This window comes from Hymenobacter sp. DG25A (assembly GCF_001280305.1).
Lineage (GTDB): Bacteria > Bacteroidota > Bacteroidia > Cytophagales > Hymenobacteraceae > Hymenobacter.
Genome location: NZ_CP012623.1, coordinates 1,722,763 through 1,743,657 on the forward strand (window position 1 = coordinate 1,722,763; position 20,895 = coordinate 1,743,657).

At 57.9% G+C, this 20,895-nt stretch carries 16 protein-coding genes; 8 read left to right on the forward strand and 8 right to left on the reverse strand.

Annotated elements, in window-relative coordinates; translation table 11 throughout:
- Positions 1-238: 238 nt before the first annotated feature.
- Entirely contained in the window at positions 239-874 is a 636-nt protein-coding gene (locus AM218_RS07470) for a flavin reductase family protein (protein ID WP_054413284.1), read from the reverse strand.
- Between the two features lie 148 nt (positions 875-1,022).
- Complete coding sequence (locus AM218_RS07475) at positions 1,023-2,099, reverse strand: NHL repeat-containing protein (protein WP_054413285.1); 1,077 nt, start codon at positions 2,097-2,099, stop codon at positions 1,023-1,025.
- A 186-nt stretch (positions 2,100-2,285) separates the two neighbouring features.
- Between AM218_RS07475 and AM218_RS07480 the strand changes: the two genes are divergently transcribed.
- The 3 genes from AM218_RS07480 (at position 2,286) to AM218_RS07490 (ending at position 9,852) form a co-directional block, all read left to right on the forward strand.
- Positions 2,286-5,765, forward strand: coding sequence for a class I SAM-dependent DNA methyltransferase (locus AM218_RS07480; protein ID WP_157547570.1), 3,480 nt, complete (start codon positions 2,286-2,288; stop codon positions 5,763-5,765).
- A gap of 553 nt (positions 5,766-6,318) precedes the next feature.
- On the forward strand, positions 6,319-7,761 hold the full coding sequence (locus AM218_RS07485; protein ID WP_082318116.1) for a TlpA family protein disulfide reductase: 1,443 nt from the start codon (positions 6,319-6,321) through the stop codon (positions 7,759-7,761).
- 624 nt (positions 7,762-8,385) lie between these two features.
- A complete protein-coding gene (locus tag AM218_RS07490; protein WP_054413288.1) occupies positions 8,386-9,852 on the forward strand; it encodes an APC family permease in 1,467 nt (488 codons plus the stop codon).
- Between the two features lie 91 nt (positions 9,853-9,943).
- On the opposite strand, the gene AM218_RS07495 is transcribed toward AM218_RS07490, so the two are convergent.
- Together AM218_RS07495 and AM218_RS07500 are read right to left on the reverse strand one after the other, a co-directional pair.
- On the reverse strand, positions 9,944-10,660 hold the full coding sequence (locus tag AM218_RS07495; protein ID WP_157547571.1) for a carboxypeptidase-like regulatory domain-containing protein: 717 nt from the start codon (positions 10,658-10,660) through the stop codon (positions 9,944-9,946).
- Between the two features lie 372 nt (positions 10,661-11,032).
- A complete protein-coding gene (locus AM218_RS07500) occupies positions 11,033-11,398 on the reverse strand; it encodes a hypothetical protein (protein ID WP_054413290.1) in 366 nt (121 codons plus the stop codon).
- Positions 11,399-11,596: 198 nt separating this feature from the next.
- Between AM218_RS07500 and AM218_RS07505 the strand changes: the two genes are divergently transcribed.
- On the forward strand, positions 11,597-11,821 hold the full coding sequence (locus tag AM218_RS07505; protein ID WP_054413291.1) for a hypothetical protein: 225 nt from the start codon (positions 11,597-11,599) through the stop codon (positions 11,819-11,821).
- A 306-nt stretch (positions 11,822-12,127) separates the two neighbouring features.
- Here the strand turns inward: AM218_RS07505 and AM218_RS07510 are convergent, their stop codons facing one another.
- Entirely contained in the window at positions 12,128-12,706 is a 579-nt protein-coding gene (locus AM218_RS07510) for a DUF3109 family protein (RefSeq protein WP_054413292.1), read from the reverse strand.
- Between the two features lie 173 nt (positions 12,707-12,879).
- Here AM218_RS07510 and AM218_RS07515 point away from each other — a divergent pair, with 173 nt between their 5' ends.
- The 4 genes from AM218_RS07515 to AM218_RS07530 all read left to right on the forward strand — a co-directional run bounded on the left by AM218_RS07515 (position 12,880) and on the right by AM218_RS07530 (position 18,534).
- A complete protein-coding gene (locus tag AM218_RS07515) occupies positions 12,880-15,141 on the forward strand; it encodes an ATP-dependent helicase (protein ID WP_054413293.1) in 2,262 nt (753 codons plus the stop codon).
- Positions 15,142-15,400: 259 nt separating this feature from the next.
- Entirely contained in the window at positions 15,401-16,129 is a 729-nt protein-coding gene (locus tag AM218_RS07520) for a DUF4290 domain-containing protein (RefSeq protein WP_054413294.1), read from the forward strand.
- Between the two features lie 87 nt (positions 16,130-16,216).
- Positions 16,217-17,521, forward strand: coding sequence for a UDP-N-acetylglucosamine 1-carboxyvinyltransferase (gene murA, locus AM218_RS07525; RefSeq protein ID WP_054413295.1), 1,305 nt, complete (start codon positions 16,217-16,219; stop codon positions 17,519-17,521).
- A gap of 161 nt (positions 17,522-17,682) precedes the next feature.
- Positions 17,683-18,534 (forward strand): DUF4349 domain-containing protein, encoded by an 852-nt coding sequence (locus AM218_RS07530; RefSeq protein ID WP_054413296.1) that lies wholly within the window; start codon positions 17,683-17,685, stop codon positions 18,532-18,534.
- A 71-nt stretch (positions 18,535-18,605) separates the two neighbouring features.
- On the opposite strand, the gene AM218_RS07535 is transcribed toward AM218_RS07530, so the two are convergent.
- The 3 genes from AM218_RS07535 to AM218_RS07545 all read right to left on the reverse strand — a co-directional run bounded on the left by AM218_RS07535 (position 18,606) and on the right by AM218_RS07545 (position 20,877).
- Entirely contained in the window at positions 18,606-18,941 is a 336-nt protein-coding gene (locus AM218_RS07535) for a phage holin family protein (RefSeq protein ID WP_054413297.1), read from the reverse strand.
- 172 nt (positions 18,942-19,113) lie between these two features.
- Positions 19,114-20,199 (reverse strand): agmatinase family protein, encoded by a 1,086-nt coding sequence (locus AM218_RS07540; RefSeq protein WP_054413298.1) that lies wholly within the window; start codon positions 20,197-20,199, stop codon positions 19,114-19,116.
- 39 nt (positions 20,200-20,238) lie between these two features.
- The gene (locus AM218_RS07545; protein WP_231717567.1) at positions 20,239-20,877 is read right to left on the reverse strand and encodes a chemotaxis protein CheC; all 639 of its coding nucleotides are present in this window, start codon (positions 20,875-20,877) and stop codon (positions 20,239-20,241) included.
- Positions 20,878-20,895: the final 18 nt, after the last annotated feature.

Below are 20,895 nucleotides of genomic sequence, written 5' to 3' on the forward strand. Positions count from 1 at the left end.
AAAGCAAAGCATCCCACCCTCTTCGCCTGTCATCCTGAGCTTGCGAAGGACCTTCTCACGCTAGCATGAGTCGTTGTTACGATAATCGTTCATTGGTGAGAAGGTCCTTCGCAAGCTCAGGATGACAGAAAGGGTGGTATACTATTGCAACGCCCCCCCCCACGCGAGATGTCTCGACTTCGCTCGACATGACCGTGCTTTTCCAACTTCAACAACCTCAACTTCACCCCACCCCCAACTACTCCTCCAGCGGCGCGGGCGGCTGGTTTACCCGGGCATAGCCGAAGCGGGTGGGCTCGGTTGCCGCGTGGTAGGCATCCAGGCCGGAAATGCAGGCGCTGCCCAGCGTTACCAGGTCCAGGGTGCCATCCGGGCGAAGGCCGGCCTTGGAAAGATACACGTGCTCTACGGTGCCTACCAGCAGCACCGTGCCGTTGGAGATGGGCAGCTCCTCGCGCAGGCGCAGGCCCATGCTGAGAAAACTCTCGGCTACATAAGGGGCCGGAAAATCGTCGCGGTACAGGGGCGTAAATCCGCAGGCTTCAAACTCCGATACCTCCTCGGCAAAGTTGGCGGAGGTGTAGTGGGCCTGGGCGGCCAGCGCCACCGGCACGTGGTTAATGGTGTAGCAGCCGCTGCTCTGGATGTTCTGGTAGGTGTGCCGGGGCACGGTGGCGGGCCGCGTTACCAGGCCCAGCAAGGGCGGGTCGGAGCCCAGGTGCAGGGCCGAGCTGAACACGGCCAGGTTGGTATGACCCGTGGGCGCCGCCGTGCCAATGAGGTTGGCGGGTTTAAAGCCCGGCAGCCCGTTCACCAGGTTCAGGCGGTATATTTTTTCGAAAGCGTGGATGTCGGCGGCGGTGAAATGAAGCATACGCGGAGGCAGACGGCAGCCAACAGCAGCGGCCCGCTACCCAGACCATTCTACCCCGTGCTTTGTTCAGGCCAGCACAGCCCCACCATCACAAAAACAACCAACCGGGGTGCCGGGCCATACCAAAGTGCCGATTAAACCACGAAAGCTAATTTCGCTGGATCTTGCGGATGAGGGTTCCCAACTGCTGCGTGACGTATAGCGTGCCTTGGGCGTCACTGGTTATGCTGAAAGGATAATCGAACTCGGCCTGGGTGGCGCGGCCATTGGTAATGCCGGGCACGCCGGTGCCGGCTATGGTACTGACTACCCCCGCCGGGCTGATTTTGCGGATGGCCTGGTTTTCCATATCGGCAACGTACAGCGTGCCCTCCGCATCCACGGCAATACCAGTAGGCCCTGAAAAGGCAGCTTCTCCCTTCAGCCCATCAAAAAAACCCACTTCGTCGGAGCCGGCCACCGTGGTAACCATACCATCCGGACTTACCCGCCGAATCCGGTTGTTCTGTCTATCGGCTACATAAATGTGCCCTTGGGCATCTATCGTCAGCCCTTCAAAATATTCAAACTTAGCCGTCTGCCCGGGGCCATCGGCGTAGCCGGCCACGCCGGAACCCGCAAAGGTGGTCACCTCGCCGGTGGGGGTCACTTTCCGAATGACATAGTTGTGTCCATCGGCCACATACAAATTGCCCAGCTTGTCTAGCACTAGGGTGCCCAGCGCCTCAAAAGCCGCCACGGAGGCATTACCATCGATGTAGCCAATTTCGCCGGAACCGGCCAACGTAGAAACCATACCTGCCGGGCTGATTTTGCGGATGCGGTAATTCAAGCCATCGGTTACATATATGTTGCCCTGCGCATCAACCGCCACCCCCTGGGGGTCATGAAATTGAGCGGTAGCACCGAGCCCGTCGGCATACCCCCCGCTGCCTTTTCCCTTGGGCCCACTCCCGGCCACCGTGGTAACCACTCCCTGGGGCGTTATTTTTCGGATTCGATGGTTGCGAATCTCGGCAACATAGATATTGCCTTTCGCATCCAGAGCAATGCCTCTGGCACCATCAAAACGGGCAGCAGTTCCCACCCCATCCAGATAACCCATTTCGGTGCTGCCCGCCAGCGTGCTGACGGTATAGCCGTAACGACGCGGGCTTTCCTTTTCGCACCCTGCTGAAACAAACAAAGTAAGAGCCAGCAGAAAAACGGTGGGTGCGCGAAACATAGCGTAGCAAAGAATACAGGCACGAAGGTACATACCCCACTATAAACCTGCCCGATTTAAGCGCCGCCACACCGGCATGCCTTCAGCCGGAAAGGCTTCTTTTGAGCAGTAGCGCCGCGCCAGTGCGGTTATGCACAATAGTCCCTTATCTTCCCGGCCCCGATTTACTCTCTGCTATTATCCTCCGTGAATTACCCCGATTTTGAAGCCCGCTGGCGCCCGGCCGGCGGCGCCGAGCGTGCCAACTACGGCCTTTTCCTGCAGGACCTCTGCGACCTGCTGCAGGTGCCCCGCCCCGAGCCTACCACCGACCTGCCCACCCAGGACCAGTACGTGCTGGAGCGCGCCGTAGAGTTCCGCAACGGCGCCAAAAAGAGCACCGGCCGCATCGACCTCTACAAGCGCGGCTGCTTTATCCTGGAAACCAAACAAGGCACCGATACCCCCGACGCCCAGCAGAAAGCCGAGCGGGCCGAGCTGGGTTTCAGCCCCGAAAAGCGCCGCAAGGGCCACGCCCTGCGCGGCTCCGTGAAGTGGGAGCAAATGATGCAGGCCGCCCGCCAGCAGGCCCTTGGCTACGTGCGCGCCCTGCCCGCCGAGGAGCCCCGCCCCCTGTTTGTGCTGGTGGTAGACGTGGGCTACTGCATTGATGTGTACGCCAACTTTGCCGGCGTCGGCGACTCCTTTGTGCCCTTCCCCGACCAGGCCCGCTTCCGGCTGCCGCTCTCGGCCCTGGCCGATGAAGGCACCCGCACCCTGCTGCGCAACATCTGGCAGGAGCCCCGCGAGCTGGACCCCTCCCGCCGCGCCGCCCGCGTTACGCGGGAGCTGGCCGGCTACCTGGCCGGCGTATCGGCGCAGCTGGAGCGGGCCGGGCACGCGCCCGAGGTAGTGGCCCAGTTCCTGATGCGCTGCCTGTTCACTATGTTTTCCGAGGACGTGGGGCTGATTCCCAAGCACTCCTTCACGGGCATGCTGCGCACCTACTCCACCCCGGAAATGCGCGAGTTTCTGCCCGATGCTCTCGCCGGCCTCTGGCGCACCATGGATACCGGCGGCTTCTCCCCCGACCTCAAGGCCCGGCTGCGCCGCTTCAACGGCAAGCTCTTTCACGATGCCACCGCCCTGCCCCTCTCCCCCGACCAGATGGCCCTGCTGCTGAAAGCCGCCGAAGCCGACTGGACCGAGGTGGAGCCCGCCATCTTCGGTACCCTGCTGGAGCGCGCCCTCGACCCCAAAGAGCGCCACAGCCTGGGCGCCCACTACACCCCGCGCCGCTACGTAGAGCGCCTGGTGCTGCCCACCGTGCTGGAGCCCCTGCGCCGGGAGTGGACGGCCGCCCAGGCCGCCAGCGCCCGCCGCCTGGAGGAAGACCAGCCCCGCGAGGCCCGCCAGGAGCTGGTGCGCTTCCTCACCCGCCTCACCTCCCTGCGCATTCTGGACCCCGCCTGCGGCTCCGGCAACTTCCTCTACGTTACCCTGGAGCACCTCAAGCGCCTGGAGGGCGAAGTGCTGGCCGCCATCAACGCCTTTGGGCACAGCGGCCTGCTCGATTTGGGCGGGGGCACCACCGTCTCGCCCCGGCAGCTGCTGGGCCTGGAGCTGAACCCGCGCGCCGCTGCCATTGCCGACGTGGTGCTGCGCATCGGCTACCTGCAGTGGCACCTGCGCACCCACGGCATCACCCAGCTCTCCGAGCCGCTGCTGGATGAGTACCAGAACATTCGCCAGCAGGACGCCGCCCTGCGCCACGATGCGCCCACGCCCCGCCTCGACGCCCACGGCCAGCCCGTGACGCGCTGGGACGGCACCACTCGCCTGCACCCCGCCACGGGCCAGCCCGTGCCCGATGAAACCGCCCGCACGCCCGTGCTGGACTACCCCAACCCCCAGCCCGCCGAGTGGCCCGAAGCTGACTTCATTGTGGGCAATCCGCCGTTCTTAGGAGACAAGGCAATGCGTAATTCTTTGGGTGACGGTTATGTAGAAGCGCTTCGCAAAGCATATAAAGGCATTGTTCCTGAATCTGCTGATTTGGTGATGTACTGGTGGTATAATGCGGCTCGGGCAGTTCAAACCAACCAGACAGAACGTTTTGGCTTTATCACAACAAACTCAATTACCCAGAGCTTCAACCGTCGCATTACGCAGCCTTTCTTAGAGGATTCAGCCAAACCACTTTCCTTAATTTTTGCCATCTCTGACCATCCTTGGGTTGATGCTGCGAATGGAGCTTCTGTTCGTATTGCTATGACTGCGGCAATGTCTGGTGATGTGCCCGGCACATTATTTAATGTTGAAAATGAGAAGCCCCAAGATGATGGTAGCAGTGATGTTGAACTAGTAGCACAAGAGGGTAAAATCAACGCTGATTTAACAGTGGGTGCTGATTTAAATACTGCTAAGTCACTGAAAGCCAATATTGGCTTAACAAACGTAGGCGTAGGCCTGTATGGAGCAGGCTTCATGGTGACACCTGATGAAGCAGCAGCTTTAGGACTCGGCACGCAGCAGGGCCTTGAGCAACATATCCGTCCATATATCAATGGCCGTGACCTAGCCCAGAAATCAAGGGGCTATTTGGTCATCGATTTATTTGGGCTAAAGCCGGAAAATGTATTGGAACGTTTTCCTCAAGTTTATCAGCACGTTTACGAAAGAGTTAAACCCGAACGTGACCAAACTCAAGACAAAAGCACACGGGAAAATTGGTGGCAATTCGGTCGTCCTCGTTCCGAATTACGTCCGGCTCTTGCAGGTTTGTCTCGTTTCATAGTCACTACTCGCACGGCGCGTCACCGCATCTTTAGCTTCCTTCCCGGCAATACACTTGCCGACCAAAAGCTTGTCGTTTTCGCCCTTGATGACGCGCTCGAATTAGGAGTATTGTCAAGTCGTATTCATACTGCTTGGGCTGCTGCTGCAGGTGGCTGGCTAGGTGTTGGTAATGATGCTACTTACAACCACAGTGACTGTTACCTAAAATTCCCCTTCCCCGCCGCCACGCCCGCGCAGCAGGCCCGCATCCGCGAGTTGGCCGAACAGCTCGACGCCCACCGCAAGCGCCAGCAGGCCCAGCACCCCAGCCTCACCCTCACCGACCTCTACAACGTGGTGGAGAAGCTGCGCGCCAACCAGCCCCTCACCCCCAAAGACCAGACCGTGAACCAGCAGGGCCTCGCCTCCGTGGTCCTCAGCCTGCACCAGCAGCTGGATGCCGCCGTAGCCGACGCCTACAGCTGGCCCGCCACCCTGCCCGAAGCCGACATCCTGCAACGCCTCGTGCGCCTTAACCACGAGCGCGCCCAGGAAGAAAAGGCCGGCCAAATCCGCTACCTGCGCCCCGCCTACCAGGCCCCCGAAACCGTGCAAACCGAAATGGCCCTGCCCGCTGTCGAAAGCACGAAGAACGGCGCAAACCAGGGAGGGGTGGCCGAAGGCCGGGGTGGTCAATCGGTGAACGAAGCCCAGCAGCCCTGGCCCACGGAGCTGGCCCCGCAAATGCAGGCCCTCCGCGACGCCCTCCAGCAAGCCGCCCAGCCCCAAACCGCCGCCCAGGTAGCCGCCCGCTTCAAGCGCCTCAAACCCGAAAAAGCCCAACCCCTGCTGGAAACCCTAGCCGCCCTCAGCCTAATCCGCCACACAGAAGAAGGCTACATGGCGTAAGGAAAAACAGAGGCCAGAAGCTGAGAGGCAGGGACTAAAAAGCTAGAAAGCTAGTTCCCCTCCTCAGCTGAGGAGGGGTTAGGGGTGGTTGATAATCGTTGTTTATTAGGAACGTCATGCAGAGCGTCAGCGAAGCATCTCGCGTGCTGACGTTGTGGTGCTAACGGTCATGCTGAGCGGAGTCGAACCGAAGGTCGCCGTAGGCAAGCATCTCTCCCTCTTCGCCTGTCATCCTGAGCTTGCGAAGGACCTTATCACACCTGCACGACTTGCATAACAACGACTCGTTCTAGCGTGATAAGGTCCTTCGCAAGCTCAGGATGACAGATAGGGTGGCAACCTCAGCACGCGAGATGCTTCGCTGACGCTCAGCATGACGTTTGGTTGGGGTAAACAATGATTATCAACCACCCCTAGCCCCTCCTTATCTGTGGAGGGAAACTAGCTTCTAATTCTAACGCCTATAGCCTGGCTTCCTCCCACGTGTTTGCAACGCCCGGCCCCGGTAGCGGGTCTTGTAGCCGGACTTATCTTTGCTGTTCATCTGTACCCTATGCTCTTATCCCTTTCTGCTTTCCTTCTTAGTGCTGTAATGCCCCTGCTGCTGGGCCCGGCCACGCCACCCCAGGCGCCGCGCATAACCGTGGTGCAGGGCCACATAGACCATGCCCCCACCACCGCCGACACGGTGCGGGTGTGGTACAGTCAGTTCAAAAAAGCCAAAGCCGCCCTTAGCCCCAACGGCGACTTCCGGGTGGAAATACCGGATTTAACCGCTCCTACCGCGGGCATGGTGGAAGTAGGGCGCCAGCACACCAGCCTCTACTTCAGCCCCGGCGACAAACTGCAGCTGACGCTTGATTTTCCGCGTTTCGATGAGACGGTGCGCTACACCGGGCGCGGCGCCGAGGCCAACAACTACTTGGCGCAGTCGCTCTACACGTTTGAGTTTGGCCAGAAGAGCCCCGTGCCCAGCCCCAACATGCTCCTGACGGCCACCACCACGCCCGAGCAAATGCGCCAGCGCGCCGATGCCTTCCGTCAGGCGCGGCTCGACTTTCTGCAGGCGTACGCCAAAAAGCACAAGCTCTCCCCGGATTTCCGGAGCGAGGCAACCCGGCGCATTACCATCCGGTGGGCCAATAGCCTGATGGATTACCCGGCTTATTACCTGGGCGTGAACCGCAAACCCGCCGCGCTGCCCGCCAACTACTACGATTTTCTGCAGGGCCTGCCGCTTTCTACGCTTTATGAGCAAATGAGCGGCGACCAGGATGAAAACTCCACGGCCATGATGCTACTGATAAACTACCGCCTGCGCCTGTTGCCCACCGACTCGCTCACCGCCGACCCGGCCCAGGCCCGGCAAATGTATGACCTGGCCACTCGGGAGCTGGGCCGCACCCCCACCCGCGACCAGGCCATGTACCTGCTGCTGAGCTATCAGTTGGAGAAAACGCTGCCGGGCGTACTGGCCGCCTACCCCACATTCCGCGCCGAAAACCGCGACTCATCGGCCAGCCAGCAGCTTCGCCGCCAGATTGAGAAGCGCCAAAACGTGCAGCCTGGCCTGGCGGCCCCCAACTTCACGCTGCAGGATAATACCGGCAAAACCGTGTCCCTCCACGACCTGCGGGGCAAAGTAGTGTACCTGGATTTCTGGGGTACCTGGTGCCCGCCGTGCCTGCAGGAAATGCCCGCCAGCCTGCGCCTGCGCCAGCAGTTTGCCGGCCGCGACGTGGTGTTTGTGTACATATCCGTAGGCGACAAGGAGGACAAATGGCAGCGGGTGCTGGCCGATAAGCAGCTGACCGGCCCCGGCAGCGTGCACCTCCGCTCCACGGGCTCCACTGATGCAGAGAACTACCAGGTGTTCAGCTTCCCTGCCTACTACATCATCGGCCGCGACGGGCGCCTGCTGCAGGCCGGCGCCCCCAGGCCGTCTGCCGGTCAGCCGGCCGTAACCGCGCTGGAAGCGGCCCTGCAACTACGCTAGCTTGCCGCAAACCGTCGCACGGAAGAAGGCAACGCCACTTAGTAACGCCCAAATCCCCTGTCATCCTGAGCCGAGCGAAGGATCTTCTCCCGTTAGAGCGATAATCGTCAGCTTAAAACACTCTTTCTAAACCGTCATGTCGAGCGTAGCCGAGACATCTCGCGTGCTGACGTTGCCACCCTTTCTGTCATCCTGAGCAACGCGAAGGACCTTCTCAAGGCTGAACGATTATCGTAACAACGACTCGTTCTTTCGTGAGAAGGTCCTTCGCGTTGCTCAGGATGACAGGCGAAGCGGGAGAGATGCTTCGGCAAGCTCAGCATGACAGTAGCACTACAACGACCCCACGCGAGATGTCTCGGCTATGCTCGACATGACGTTCTGTTTTCCTAACAGCGTCATGTCGCTGGTTACACAGCCCTCTGTCGGATGCGCAGAATACTCTGCTGCATAGCTACCGCTCTTGCAACCTGTAAGCATCCACCCCAAACTCTCCTGGAAAAAGCATAGCACGGCTTCCTTGATAGCAAGGTTTGGCACGTGCTGATGCTTCATTATGCCCCATCCTCACTTTCTATCCTATTTCCCTCCTATCTTCCGGCCAAACTTCTACTCTCCTCCTTTATGCCCGAAGAACAACAAGGACAGTTTCAGCGCGCCATCACGCTTTTTGATGCCATAATGATTGTAACCGGCAGCATGATTGGCTCCGGCATTTTCATTGTTTCCGCGGATATTGCCCGGCAGGTGGGCTCGGCGGGGTGGCTGCTGGTGGTGTGGCTGATTACCGGCGTTATTACCCTGGCTGGCGCCGTGAGCTACGGCGAGCTGGCCTCCATGTTCCCGAAAGTGGGCGGGCAGTACGTGTATCTGCGGGAAGCTTTCGGGCGCCTCACGGCCTTCCTGTACGGCTGGACGTTGTTTCTCGTGATTCAGACCGGCGTAATTGCCGCCGTGGCCGTGGCCTTTGCCAAGTTTACCGGCGTGCTGGTGCCCTGGTTCAGTGTGAAGAATGTGCTGTTCAACATCGGCCCGTTTGCCTTCAGCAGCGTGCAGCTGCTGGCCATCATACTCATTATAGCCATTACGGCCCTCAACGCCCAAGGCGTGCGCACCGGCAAGCTCATTCAGAACGTGTTGGGCTCTACCAAGCTCATTGCCCTGGCGCTGCTCATCATCGGGGGCATCACTCTGGGTCTCAACGCCGAAGCCGTGCAGGCCAACTTCACCGATATGTGGACGGCCATGCGCTACCCCGCCCCCGGTGTATCAGCCGCCCCCCTGCCCCTGGACATGACCGGCCTGGTTATCGCCATTGGCATGGCCATGACCGGCTCCCTGTTCTCCTCTGACTCCTGGAACAACATTGGTTTTGCGGGCGAGGAAATTGTGAACCCCGAGCGCACTCTGGTGCGCAGCATGGCCATCGGTACTGCTATTGTTACGGCTCTCTACATTCTGGTAAACGTGGTGTATCTGCTGTCCCTGCCCTTGGTAGGCTCGCCGGATGCCACCACCCTGGCCGGCCGCGGCATTCAGTACGCCACCGATGACCGGGTGGCCACGGCCGTAGCCGAGCACGTGCTGGGCCCGGCCGGAGCCATTGTTATGGCGGTACTTATCATGCTCAGCACCTTTGGCGCCAACAACGGCATCATTCTAAGCGGTGCCCGCGCTTACTACGCCATGGCCAAGGATGGTTTGTTCTTCTCCGGTCTGGCCCGCCTGAACGCGGCCGGCGTACCGGCCCGCGCCTTGTGGGTGCAGTGCCTCTGGGCCAGCCTGCTCTGCCTGAGCGGCTCTTACGGGCAGCTGCTGAACTACGTGATGTTCTCGGTTATCCTGTTTTACGTCATCACCATCATCGGGATTTTCGTGCTGCGCCGCACCCGCCCCGAGGCGCCGCGCCCTTACCGCGCCTGGGGTTACCCGGTGGTACCCGGCATTTACGTGCTGCTGGCCTCTACCTTCTGCATTATCCTGCTGCTGGCCCCTGATACGGCCGAGTACTCGCGCTACGGCCTGCTGCTGGTGGCACTGGGCATCCCGGTTTACTTTCTGTTTGGCCGCCGCTTCGCCAGGTCGGCCTAGCGCCTTCACCGGCTTACCGGAAGCACATAAAAAAGGGCTGCAGAGTATCTGCAGCCCTTTTTTGTATTCAGGCGTATCGTTTCTCCATGGTTTAGCGCTTGCGGCGGCGGGTGCCTTCCTTGGGCAGCAGCGTTACGTTGCCGGACTGGCCGGTGCGCACGCGCATTACCTGGTCCTGGTAGCCGCCGTAGCCGTAAGTGAGGGTGTTTTCGCCCGTGGGTACTTCAATGGTATAGTTGCCATTGGCATCGGCGCTGGCAATTTTGCGGGAGCCTTTCAGGAAGATGGTGGCGCCGGCCAGCGGCTGTCCTTCCTCGTCCAGCACGCGGCCGGTCAGGTTGGTGGTGGAGGGGGCTTCGGCTACTACGGCAGGGGCCGGAGCTGGGGCAGCTTCTACCGGTGCCGTTACGGACGTGGCCGCAATGGGCGCAATAGCGGCATTAGCGGTAGCGGCCGGCGTGGCGCGCTTGGCAGCCGCAGCAGCCGGAGTAGCCGTGGCGGCTTTGGTAGCGGCAGCTTCAGCAGCATCGGCTTTGGCCGTTTCTTCTTCTGTAGCAGGAGCTACTTCTGGTTTGGCGGCCGCTCCGGTCACGGTGGCTTCGCCATCCAGCATGACGGAGCTCATCATGGAAGTAGCGCCATTGCTGGCTTTTCCGCCCGGCATCATGGCATAACCAAATCCGCCCAACAGGACTATAGCGCCTACAATAATGGCCAGCCGGGTATTCCCCGCCGACAATGATTTTTCTTCTGCTTCCCAGGAAGATTCCGAGTTATCAGAGTCGTATGCGTTTGGATCTGTGCTCATAAGAAAAGTAGCAAGAGGTTAGGTGGTGAGTTTGTAAAGCAAAGAGAAGGGGCGCCGCCGGTGCTAATGGAAAGTAGCTGGGGAAACGGCTCCCTAAATATATTCGCTTATACAGGTAAAATCCTAGCATCAGGCTCTTAAAACCCTGACATCCCTTCTTTTGAGCGGAAACAGTGCCATTTTAAGCGTTGCGAAAATTCACTGACAATTATCGGCACTCTTGTAGCCCGTTCTGCGCCGGTGCGTACGCTGTTTTTGGCGGTTATAACGAACTTATCCTATTCCAGGCATCGGGGTCAACCTCTGGCAGCCGCCCAAACAAAAACGTCCGGCTCAGATGTGAGCCGGACGTTTTTTAGGTACTTATTTAGGCTAATCGTGGGCCGGGCGGGCCGGGCCGCTGGGGGCATCTTCGCCAAAATCCTGGTCGCGGGTACGGATGGGGTTGCCCATATCTACGCTGCCTTCTTTCTGAAAACCGGGACCCGAGGCCGTTTCGCCGGCGTTTTCGTGCTCGTTGCCGCCAGCGGGGTGGGTTTCGTCGCCGCCAATGTGCAGGTTTTCCAGCTGGTCTTTCTGGTCGGAGCGCTGGGAATAGCCGCGGGCGCCTACGTGGCGCCGGGCGGAGGGGTCGCCTACTACTTTACCGTTGCTTTGGTCGGCTTTGTAGTCCCGCTCGTTTTCCAACTGTTCGTTTTTTCGGGTGTTGTTTTCTGGATTTTTATCTTCGGTAGCCATACTGCTGTGCGGTTGAGAATGAATGCTTCTCTGTTTCCTACGCATTCTGCCCCCCTGAGTTGAGGACCAGCCCGGGTGGCCTGCTACCTTTGGTGTCTGCCAACGCCCGCGCGGGCCAGCCAACCCGGACTGCCACCCCACCCCGAACTTCGGGGGTGCCGCCCTACGTTACCCTTCTAACTACTTATTTTTCCGCACGTGGATTTCTCCAAGCTTTACCGCCCCAGCGCCCTCAACAGCTACCAGTTTATAGCCGTAACCGGCCTGATCATGACGCTGGCGGCCCACCTGATTCTCCATTTTTTCGTGCACCGCACTCTGGAAGGCTTCAACTGGCTGTATATCTGCTGGCTGGTGCTGTATGTGGCCGGCTCCCTGCTCAACCTGTTCGGCAAGCCCGATTCCGGCCATCATCACCATTAATCGTATCAGGAAGCCCGACAAACCAGCGCATGCGAGGAAGCTGCCGGGCTGATATCTTTAGTCAGCTTAACACGGAACGTTAACTAACACGGGACGTCATGCTGAGCGGAGTCGAAGCATCTCGCGTGCTGACGTTGTTGGGAAATAGCCCGTCATGTCGAGCGCAGTCGAGACATCTCGCGTGCTGATGTTGGGGTAGTAATCAAACTATTTACCACACTAGCGAGATGCTTCGACTCCGCTCAGCATGACGTTCAGTTTTACTTAAGAATAAAAAGGCCAGCTATATAGCTGGCCTTTTTATTCTTAAGATGCCTCAGGCGTCGGGTTCTCGATTTCCTGCACCAGCTCCGCGTACCAGTCCTCGCCGTATTTGCGGATCAGTGGATCTTTCAGAAACTGATACACACGCACCCCCAGGTTGGCCCCGAACGAGCACGCCGGATTACAGATGCCCCACCGGTCATAGTTCAGGGCCTCGAACCCATCATACTTGCTGATGCGGATGGGGTATAGGTGGCAGCTGATGGGCTTTTTGAACGAGGTAGCGCCAGCCAGGTAGGCCTGCTCAATGCCGCACTTCAGAATGCCGCGCTCATCGTACAGCGCGTAGGCACACTCCCGGTCGTTGATGGTGGTGGTGCTGTAGTCGCCTTCCCAGTCTTTGATGTAAAGGCCCTGCTGCTCAATGGCGGCGCGGCCGGCATCGGTAAGGAAGGGCTTGATGGCTTCGTATTCGGTTTCGAGAATCTTTAACTCCCTTTCTTCCAGGGGCGCGCCCAGGTCGCCCTCCACGCAGCAGGCACCTTTGCAGGCCTCCAGGTTGCAGACAAAGAAGTTGTCCCGAACGTCATCGGAAATGACGGTATTCTGAATGATAATCATGGTTGTTGCCTGACAATGGCTCCCAGTGCTTCCGTTGTAGAACAGCACTGCAACCTCCTTGCACTACTCTCCGCAAACCACTGCGAGAAAAACGAATTGCAAAGATAAGGTGTTTCCTAGCCCCAACCGAAAGCCGTACCTTTGCTAATAAGCCAACACGCTTAGTTTACCGAATGGCACTAGATTATCATAAATTACTGAATCAGTCGCAGGCGGCGGCGGTGCTCCACACCGAAGGCCCTTGCATGATTATAGCCGGTGCGGGCTCCGGCAAAACGCGGGTGCTGACTTACCGCATAGCACACCTGCTGGAAAAAGGCGTGGATCCGTTTAATATCCTGGCCCTCACCTTCACCAACAAGGCCGCCAAAGAAATGCGCGCCCGTATTGAGAAGGTGGTAGGCCCGGAAGCGAAAAACGTGTGGATGGGTACCTTCCACAGCATCTTCGCCCGTATTCTGCGCTCCGAGGCTGACAAAATCGGCTTCCCCCGCTCCTTCACTATCTATGACACGCAGGACTCCAAAACCCTGCTGGGCCAGATTGTGAAAGAACTGGAGCTGGACGATAAGCTTTACAAGCCCGCCATGGTGCTGGGGCGCATTTCTGCCGCCAAAAACAAGCTCATTTCCGTCAATCAGTACGTGAATGACCCCGTTATCCGGCAGGACGACGAGGCAGCTTTGCGGCCCAAGATTGGCGCTATCTACCAGCAATACCAGCAGCGCTGCTTCAAGGCCGGCGCTATGGACTTCGATGATCTGCTGTTCAACACCAATGTGCTGTTCAAAGACCATCCGGATGTACTCAACAAGTACCAGCACATCTTTAAGTATGTGATGGTGGACGAGTACCAGGACACCAACTATTCCCAGTACCTCATCACGCGCAAGCTGGCCGCCAAAGACCGGAATATTTGCGTGGTGGGTGATGATGCGCAGAGCATCTACGCCTTCCGGGGCGCCGATATTCAGAACATCCTCAACTTCGAGAAAGACTACCCGGAGCTGCAGGTGTTCAAGCTGGAGCAGAACTACCGCTCTACCAAGAACATTGTTAAGGCGGCCAACTCCGTCATCAAAAACAACCAGGCCCAGCTGCGCAAAGACGTTTTCTCCGACAACGAGGAAGGCCCGCTGATTGAGGTACTGAAAGCCGCTTCCGACAACGAAGAAGGCAAGCTGGTGGCCAACAGCATCTACGAGGACAAGATGAACCAGCATCTTTCCTTCGATGACTTTGCCATTCTGTACCGCACCAACGCCCAGAGCCGGGCCATGGAAGAAGCCCTGCGCAAGCTCAACATCAAGTACAAAATCATTGGGGGTCTGAGCTTCTACCAGCGCAAGGAAATCAAGGATTTGGTAGCCTATCTGCGCCTCACGGTAAACCCGAATGATGAGCAGGCCCTGCGCCGCGTGATTAACTACCCCAAGCGCGGCATCGGGGATACCACAATCAGCAAGCTGATTAACGCGGCCGAGGAGTCCAACCACACCATCTGGGAAGTGGTAGCCAACGCCGACCAGTTCCTGCCCACCCGCGTGTCTAACCCGGTGGTAGACTTCGCCGAGAAAATCAAGAGCTACACGGCCGTGGCAGGCAAGGAAGATGCTTTTGAGGCGGCCAAGTTCATTGCCAAGAACTCGGGCATGATTGAGGAGTTGTATGCCGATAAGAGCATTGAAGGCCTCTCCCGCTACGAGAACATTCAGGAACTACTGAACGGTATCAAGGCGTACACTGAGGATGCCGAGCGCGAGGACAAGACCCTGGGCGCCTTCCTGCAGGACATTGCCCTGGTAACGGACTCCGACCTGAAAGACGCCAAGGACGAAGGCGAATCCGTGACGCTGATGACGATTCACTCGGCCAAGGGCCTGGAGTTTCGCAACGTCTACATCGTAGGCATGGAGGAAAACCTCTTCCCCAGCCAGATGATGATTACCTCGCGGGCTGATCTGGAAGAAGAGCGCCGCTTGTTCTACGTGGCTATTACGCGGGCCGAGAAAAAGCTGACGCTGAGCTACGCTACCTCCCGCTACCAGTGGGGCAACCTGCGCAGCTGCGAGAAAAGCCGCTTTCTGGACGAAATCGACCCGCAGTACGTGGACTTCAAGTTCTCAGCGGGACCGGGTTCCGGCCCCGGCGCGGGCGACTCCCCCTTCGGGCACGTGTTTGAGCGTCGCAGCAACCTGATTCCGCCGGCCCCACGCAAAACCGTAGCCACCAAGTACGTAGCGCCTTCTGATTTTCAGCCCTCGGATACCAGCAACCTGCAAACCGGGCAGCGCGTGGAGCATCCTAAGTTTGGCTTTGGCAAGGTAACCCAGCTGGAAACCCAGGCCGGCTCTACCAAGGCCATTATCCACTTTGAAGAAGTAGGCGAGAAAACGTTATTGCTGAGTTTTGCGAAATTGCGGGTACTGGGCTAGCTGATGTAGCCCTTCGTCGCCGGAAAGCGTAAGTTGCAGCTCTTTGTAAATAACCAAAGCGCTTGTATAGAATCTGTCATTCCGAGCAGCGCGAGGAATCTGGCTATTGATTCCTTTCCGGGAATTCAGATTCCTCGCGCTGCTCGGAATGACAGGTTGTTTTTGTTTTTAAAAACCTGCTGTTTTTCGCGGCGGCATTTACCCGGCATACCTAATTAATCAGATCAGCCATTGTATTTTTGGCCTCGCATTACCCCCTATGGCATTACCTTCTCTTCATAAACACGAGCTGCTGCAGCGCGAATACGGCCAAAGCACCTTTCAACTGGTGCAGGGCCTGCGCGACATTGTCGACCGTGACGAGCGCACAAAACGCGCCCATCAGATTGTGCAGCTCATTTTCCGCCTGCAGCCCGCCCTCCGCGACCAGCCCGATGCCCAGCAGAAGGTGTGGAACCACCTCTACGAAATGGCGGATGAGGATCTGGACATTGACGCGCCTTTCCCACTGCATGGCCTCAGCCAGTTGATGAAGGAGCCCAAGCCCCTGCCCTATCCGCGGCAGGCGCCCAAGCTGAAAGCCTATGGCCGCGCCGTGGAGCAGATGATTGAGAAGGCCATGTCGTTGGAAGATGCCACCGAGCGGGAACAGGCAGCCATTACCATTGGCCGCACCATGAAGTTCCTGTACCGCACCCATAACAAGGAAAACGCCAAGGATATCACCATCCTGAAGCACCTGAAAGACCTTTCCGGCGGCAAGCTGGAGCTGGATGCCGCGCAGGTAGAATCCCAGAATCTGTTTGAAATGGCCACCAGTGGCCGCCCGGCCCCTTTCATTGTACCCCAGCCCCGCCAAGAGCGGCAAGAGCGGCCGGACCGCGAAATGCGCCGTGGCTCCGGTGGCGGAGGCAACAATAACCGCCGCGACAAGCAGCGCCGGGGCGGCAAGAAAAACCGCCAGGAGCCTCAGCAGCCCCCACAGTAATTTTACCGTAAGCGCTGGCTTACCTCTCTAATTCCTATTACCAACAGCTTGCGGCTTCCTGCTGACAGCTAGTAGCCGTCTTTTTTTATGGCCTCTTTTGAAGTAATCGGCGGGAAACCGCTGAAGGGTGAAATTGTGCCACAGGGCGCAAAAAACGAAGCACTGCAAATACTTTGTGCTGTTCTGCTCACGGCGGAGCCCGTCACCATTTCCAACATTCCCAACATCCGCGACGTCAACAAGCTCATTGAGCTGCTGCGCGATATGGGCGTGAAAGTGGAGCAGCTGGCCCCCGACACGTACCGCTTCCAGGCGGATGCGGTAAACGTGGACTACCTGAATTCTGCGGAATTTGTGGCCCAGGGCCGCGCCCTGCGTGGTTCGGTTATGATTCTGGGTCCTATGCTGGCGCGCTTTGGCAAGTGCCAGCTGCCTAAGCCAGGCGGCGACAAAATTGGCCGCCGGCCCATGGATACGCACTTCCTGGGCCTGGAGAAGCTGGGCGGCAAGCTCACCATGGATGGCCACGACTTCTACCGCATTACGGCCGAAAACGGCCTGCGCGGCACCCACATGCTGTTGGATGAAGCCTCGGTAACGGGCACCGCCAATATTGTCATGGCGGCCGTACTGGCTGAAGGCGTTACCACCATCTACAATGCGGCCTGTGAGCCGTATCTGCAGCAGCTTTGCAAAATGCTGGTGCGCATGGGCGCTAAAATCAACGGCATCTGCTCCAACCTGCTGACCGTGGAAGGCGTGGAAAGCCTGGGTGGCACCGAGCACCGCATGCTTCCCGATATGATTGAAATCGGCTCTTTCATCGGCTTGGCCGCCATGACGGGCTCCGAAATCACGATTAAAGACTGTCAGATTGCGGAGTTGGGCCTTATCCCCGACACCTTCCGCAAGCTGGGCATTCAAATGGAATTCCGCGGCGACGATATTCATATTCCGGCGCAGGCCCACTATGAAATTGCCACTTACCTGGATGGCAGCATTCTGACGGTTTCCGACCACACCTGGCCCGGCTTCACGCCCGATCTGCTCAGCATTGTGCTGGTAGTGGCCACCCAGGCCCAGGGCACCGTGCTCATTCACCAGAAGATGTTTGAGTCCCGCCTGTTCTTCGTAGACAAGCTCATTGACATGGGGGCCCAGATTATTCTCTGCGACCCGCACCGCGCCACCGTTATCGGGCTGGACCAGCGCACCAAGCTGCGCGGCATCACCATGACCTCGCCGGATATCCGGGCCGGGGTAGCGCTGCTCATTGCGGCGCTTTCCGCCGATGGCCGCAGCGTAATTGAAAACGTGGAGCAGATTGACCGCGGCTATCAGTACATTGATGAGCGCCTGCAGGCACTGGGCGCCCAGATTCGCCGCCTGTAAGCTCAATACAATAGAGAAGATTCAGCTGGTTTTACTCACTAGCCATAAAAAAGCGCCCGGTTCACGCCGGGTGTTTTTTTGTGCCTATGGGTTACCGTAGCCTTACATTGGCATAAAGGGAAGCGGCTGCGCAGCCAGATTTTCACTTAATCCTTACGGTCATGAAACTTCACCTGAATGTTTTTCTAGGATTGGTCTTGCTATGCGCCAGTTGCAGCGAGCAAGAAAGCAATGAGTCGGGGGCAGCAGACAATACCCCCACCAGTACATCTGCAGACGGGTTTAGCGCAGAGGAAAATAGCAAGAGCGAAAGCGCTGAGGCCACTCCTTTAAAACCCGAAATGGCCGTTGCCCCAACGGCCCAGCTACTGGTTTACCACGCAGAAGTACGAGTAAAAACGGATAATCTGCGTCAGGCCACTGCACGGCTGGATAGTCTCGTACAGACAGGCGGTTTTGTAAGTGCGGCCACCGAAAACCGCGAGAACGGGCAATGGCGCACCGACATGACGATTCGGGTGGAGCCTGCCCGCTTTCAGGCTCTACTGGCTACTATTTGTAAGCTGGGTACCGTGGAAGAGAAAAAGTTAAACACTGATGACGTAACAGCCGAACATGCTGATATAGCCGCGCGCTTACGAACCAAGCGGGCCGTTGAAGCCCGATACGTTGGTCTTTTAGCCAATGTAAAGAGCATCAAGGAAGTACTGCAAGTTGAAGAGAAAATCAGTGAGGTGCGGGAAGAGATAGAAGCAACGGAAAGTCGCCTGAAAGCCCTAAATGATGCCGTAGCGTATTCCACCATCACGGTAAGTCTCTATCAACCCATTGCGGAGACTATTCCGGATGCACCGGTGGTTTCCTGGAGCAGCCGGGTGGTGGAAGCTTTTTATGGTGGTTGGCAATTGCTCGCCTCCCTCCTGGTAGGCTTGGTTACGATTTGGCCGTTATGGGTATTTGGCTCTATTGGCTTCTGGCTTTGGCACCGCCGCAAGGCATGGCTAAATGGATAGTAGTAAAAACTGAAGTGGCGCCTAACTCAAATGGAGTTAGGCGCCACTTCGGCATTTGCGAGGATTCTTCCTTAGTCAATGACCATATCAATAACAGCCGTTACCAGCGACAGCACCACGCTGAACAGTAAGGCTGACAGGAAGCCATCTACCTTAAAGCCGGGCAGAATCCAGTCGGCCAACAGTACGATAACGGCGTTGATAACCAGCAGGAACAGGCCCAGGGTGATAATGGTGATAGGAAAGCCCAGAATCTTGAGAATGGGCTTCACCACCGCGTTCAATACGGCCAGCACCAGTACCAGCAGAATAGCATCAGAGAAACCCGCCAGATGCGCCCCGGGCAGGAACCTGGCCAGCACGTAGGTGATAATAGCAGTCAGCAAGAACTTGAGTATAAAGCCCATATGCTTAAAGGTTAAAATGTGGAGAGAGGGTAGAATACCAGCGCGGGATATAGCGCCGGGCTAATGTACTCTTTCCGCCCGGTTTGGGTTATTCCCGGAGGCAGTATCCCTAAATAAAAAGACCTGCTCCGGGTGCCGGAACAGGTCTTTTTATTTATCGGGGAATATCAGCTTATGACGGCATACCGGTTGCTTTCAGCAAGCCCTGCGAAACGGCCATCCAGTTGCACATCTGATACAGCAGACGGGCACCCACGTTGCCATCCCAGTCAGTTTCGCCAGGCGCTACCTCGTTCAGGTCGCAGCCAATGATGGTGCGGCCGGAGCGCACAATGGTCCGGATCAGGTACAGGGCTTCCTCAAACTCCAGGCCGCCGGGCACGGGCGTACCGGTGCCGGGGCACAGCTTGGGGTCGAGACCATCAATATCAAAGCTCAGATACACCTTCTGGGGCAGCTGGGCAATAATTTTGCCGCACATCTTCTTCCAGGATTTTTTGGCGTACATCTCGTCGCGCAGGAAACGATGATGGAACATCACCACCCGGCCCCCGGACTGCGCAATCAGGTCGGCTTCCTGCTGACACAGGTCGCGGATGCCTACCTGCACCAGCTTCTTCACCTGGGGCAGGTTCAGGGCATTGTACATGATGGAGGCGTGCGAGTACTCAAAGCCTTCGTAGGCGGGGCGCAGGTCGCAGTGGGCATCAATCTGCAGAATACCGAACTCCTCGTGGCGCTCGGCCAGCGCGTGCATGTAGCCCAGTGGGGTGCTGTGGTCGCCGCCAAGCACAACTACAGCTTTGCCCGCATCCAGATAAGCGCCGGTTTTTTGCTTGAGCCAGTCCCGCAGTTCCTTGCCTTTGGCGGTTACCTTGGTTTGCACACTGGCGTGCCTGGCGGCGTCGGCGGCCGGCTGGCCTTCTTCCAGCCAGCTGATGTAATCGGCAGCCTGCACCCGAAGCTCATTGCTTTGCTGCGCCCAAGAGGCATCTTCATCCTCCATGGCAATGCCCAGACGCCAGGCGTCTGCTACGTCCAGATCATACAGATCCACCTGCATGGAGGCGTCGCGGATGGCGGCCGGGCCCTGCGCCGTACCCGCCTGGTACGATACCGTAACTTCCCACGGCACGGGCACTATTACCAGTTGGGCTTCTTCCAGGGTGAAGGGCAAACCAAAAATGCCGCCGGAAGCATCACCTACCCCATTGGGGTCGAAGCTGGCCAGTTTTTTATCGAGAGCGGATGTAGACATAGGAGGGAAAAACGTGTGTACAACGACCCCGGCAGACGTTTACTCCGTCGGGTTGGGGCCGCCCAGGAAATTATAAGTGCGAATGATTTCGAGAATCTTGACGAAGGTGTCGCGGTCAAAAAACAGCATCAGGGGCAGCTCTACGGAGTTATTCTGGTCCGAGAACTGCGTAATAACGGAGAAGATGAGCGGCTTCCAGCCCGGATTGTGAATAATGAGGCCTTGCAGGGAATTGGCAATATCCCCGCTGGGGGAAACCGGCGGCGCGCCGTACACATTGGCCTTCAGAATATTGGCCAGCTGCGTTACCAGTGCCCCCGTGATGATGTTACTCATCTCCAGCAACAACGATTCCTGCATGGCATCCACCTCCACTGATTCCGGAACATCCAGACGAAGACAGACTTTTGACAGCCGCTGCACATGCTGCCCCGAGAAGAGCATCAGCGTAGTACCATGAAAATCCCCCCGAATGTCGGACTGGATGATTTTATGCGTGTTCTCATACTTGCGTACCAGATCCACCATACTCTCCAACGGCATCAAATCCAGGTTGGGCACCTCCAAGAGTACTTTCTCCTGGGCAATTACGGCAAACGAATCTGCCGCCCGAGCCAGGCCGATGTTGAGAATCTCACGGATGATATCTCGCTCCAGTTCCGTCATGTGCAACTCCATACTATCATTCGGTTAACC